This window comes from Bacillus cereus group sp. BfR-BA-01331 (assembly GCF_022663915.1).
In the GTDB taxonomy this organism is placed as follows: domain Bacteria; phylum Bacillota; class Bacilli; order Bacillales; family Bacillaceae_G; genus Bacillus_A; species Bacillus_A mycoides.
This window is the reverse complement of record NZ_JAKUGJ010000084.1, coordinates 1-3,259: the sequence shown is the minus strand read 5'-3', so window position 1 is coordinate 3,259 and position 3,259 is coordinate 1. Positions and strand designations below refer to the sequence as shown.

Genomic DNA, 3,259 nt, shown 5'->3' with positions numbered 1-3,259 from the left:
TATGCAAATCTTTAAAGCACCTACATATAGACTTTCGAAAAAAAGAAACAATCTCGCCTATCATTGACGTTACATGAGCTTAGCTTGATAGAGATGTGGCAGGACCCCAATTATTAATGAAAAAGATATTTCTTCAATTAAAAAACAATTAGAAAAGATCACTCTAAATACAACATGGATTCTAAGAATTGTTATTAGTGCAATAGTTATGGCAGTTATTGGATTAATATTAAAAGGTGGTATTTAAAGTGTTTGTCTTAAGTACTTATCAAAAAGGGGGGACAAAGGTCTCTCTTTTTGATTTTATAAAAAGGAAGTAAAAAGATGAATCGTATTGGGGGTAGCGCTATATCGCTATCAAGCTAAGCTTATACAAATTTAATTTTAGGCGAGATTGTTTCTTTTTTCTAAAGTGCAAGTGTAAGTGATTGAAAGATTTGCATAAGCTAAGACTTTATAGAGATCCAAAAACCAAAGAATGTATATTTCCACCTATAGATGTCCATTTTCTCGTTTTGTGGTATTTGTTCTTCTTAGATTGCTGGGCATAGATTTTAGCTATTACTTACTTTTTTGTAATTATTAATATAGGTTCATATGCTTATCTATCATCTACAGCAGAACTATTTGTTCCTTTGTCATGCGGTACATAAATATGTCCTTCAGTGGATTCAACATTATCAATTGTAGCGGTAAAAATAATTTTGTAACCCCTATTGTTTCCGTCTCTTTCATTGCATACCTAAGCTATGTCTGTTCCATCCCTACTAGATATTCCCCTTAATTATCCATCTTGAGTAATACTAGAAATTCTAATTGTTATAGGGTCTCTATCAAGGGCTGTTACATTATTAATTGTAATAGATATCATTTTTATTGTTAGGAGGCTAGATGTTGTCCTTGCTTATGTAGAATTGTTTACATCTGGTGCTTGGTTAGCTTGATGGGTATGTGACGCTCCTCCTTTATACGGTTATCAATTTGAATTTTATAAAAAAAGAGCACCATTAGAATAGTGCTCTTTCTTGGAGATTATCATCATAAAGGTGATGTGGAAATAAAATGACCAGCTTCTTTGTAGGAAAGGAGCTCTAAAATAATATATGAATGTTTACCTAATAGGTGACAGGGAAAGAAAAAGAAAAAGAGCACCTGTGCCAGGGTGCTCTATAAGGAACCTTAAACCAGTATTTATTGTTAATGTGTGTGTGTCATGATCAAGTAAATGATTTGATAAGTAAGGTTCCATAATAGTTTATTCAATTTCGAATATATAGGTGTTTGTACTATAAAAAGCTTCCTGCTTGGCGCTCGGGCTTTTAAAAATATTCTGGGTATAATTCTAGATGTAAAATTGAAGAATATGTAAGATAAAGCATTCATAGAGGGGGCTTGTTTCTTCGGTGGGTAAAAATCACACCATAATGGACAAATTAGACACCTAAAAAGAAATTGGGTAAAAGCACATTATTTTAAGAGACACATATTATATATCATGAAAAACAAAGAAGTTTTTCAAATGACGACCAATATAGTGTGAACGAAACTCACAGAAATAGTTACATAAAAAGTTCACCTTAATTGGTGAATTTTTTATTTTGAATAAAATGGACATTTGATTAAGAGGATGTAGGATGGATTTAACATCGGATGTCTTATTGGTCGTTAAGGAAAGACAGATTTATGAGTGCTTTTTGAATAAAGAATTTTTAGTTAATAAAATCATTATTGTATGGCGAATAAATAAAAGAATCGTTAGTGATAAACGGATTCTTCCCTCAAAGTGTGCAAGGAATGCAAGGCACTGGTCCAGAGAACCCTGTGGAATTCCTTTTGATAATAATGTATGCAAATGAATCGAAACGGTTAATTGAAATTAAACAAAACCCTTATTGTTCAAAAATAGGCTAGGATTTCTCTTAGCGTTCACTAAAAGGTTATATCGCATGGAAAATAAGATAATAAGCGGATGTAATTGTTTATTTCAAATGCATTATATAACAATTTTTGTACGAATGGTGAGAATAACAGCAATATTGACAAAGATTTAACATAGGCATGAAGATTTTGATTAATAATAAAATCCGTATTTAAATATAAAAAAGTCCTAGAAGGACAAGTAGGACTTTTTGCGTAGTGAATATCTTTTTTAGGAATTATTTAATATAACATATAAAGATCTCGGAATCTATCAAAATCGTTATTTGAAAGAAAAAGAGAATGAGGGATGTGGAAGATAACAGACAATATTAGAATACTCCAGGTATGGAGTGGATCATCGGTATGAGGCAGATAATAAAGAAGAAGCGCTCAATTTTGGTAGTTAACGAGCGGATGAAGGGAAAATCAAGATTCAACATTTATTGGACCCGTACGGAAATGAGGTAATGGATAAAGAAGCATTACCTCATTAATTCACTCATGTTTGAATAAAGTTAATTTGAACAAAAATGCTATTTGGTATGTAAATGTAAGAGCACTTCGGAAAGTGCCCTACTGTAACGACTATCCACTCTAAAAAGAAAGGATGCAATATATCATATGAAGTTATGTTTGTTTAATTGTGTGTCTTTTGTATAAAAATTTCATTTTGTATAAAATTAGCGTATTAAAAAAGAGCGCTGTATACAAGTACTCTTATTAAAGAGGATATTATAAGTGAAAAAGCTTCCATATATATGTTTATCCTTTTAAGTGGTGACAAGTTAACTAAAATAAAAAGAGCAGCTGGAAAAAGCTAACTGCTCCAATCAGGGATGTAACTCTAGATGTATGTATAGTATTAACGGAATACTGAGTTTTATTCAGGAGGAAGAGGGAACATTTTCAAAGTTGACACCCCCACCCCTTAAGGGGCAAGCTGACTAACGTCAGTGGGATTCTTGCTACCAAAGGAGAAGTCCATTTCTGGTATCACTGACGTACAAGATTGCGGTGTGCCATCACCATTCTTAAGACATACCGTATAGATGCTTGTTTGGATGTTTTAGCGTTTTGTTCTTGACGACACATATCATTTTACCGATAGCATGAATTCGGCTACCGATGTTTGACTGAAAGTATGAATCTAAGCCGGCAGGTTGATCTGAAACTATTTGTCTAATACTCTCCTACATACAAGGCGTGGTTCCGTTGCAAAGTTTGTTAAATGAAGCTAAACTGTAGGGGAAATGTGTTGAGGAGAATGATACATGAGATATTTTAAAGGAAAACAGTTCAAAAAAGACATTATTTTAGTAGCCGTTGGCTATTACTGTCG

1 pseudogene is annotated in these 3,259 nt (G+C 32.8%); it reads left to right on the top strand.

The window, feature by feature from the left end:
- Positions 1-3,191 precede the first annotated feature (3,191 nt).
- Positions 3,192-3,259, top strand: a pseudogene (locus MR155_RS30820) (IS6 family transposase); the annotation flags it as partial.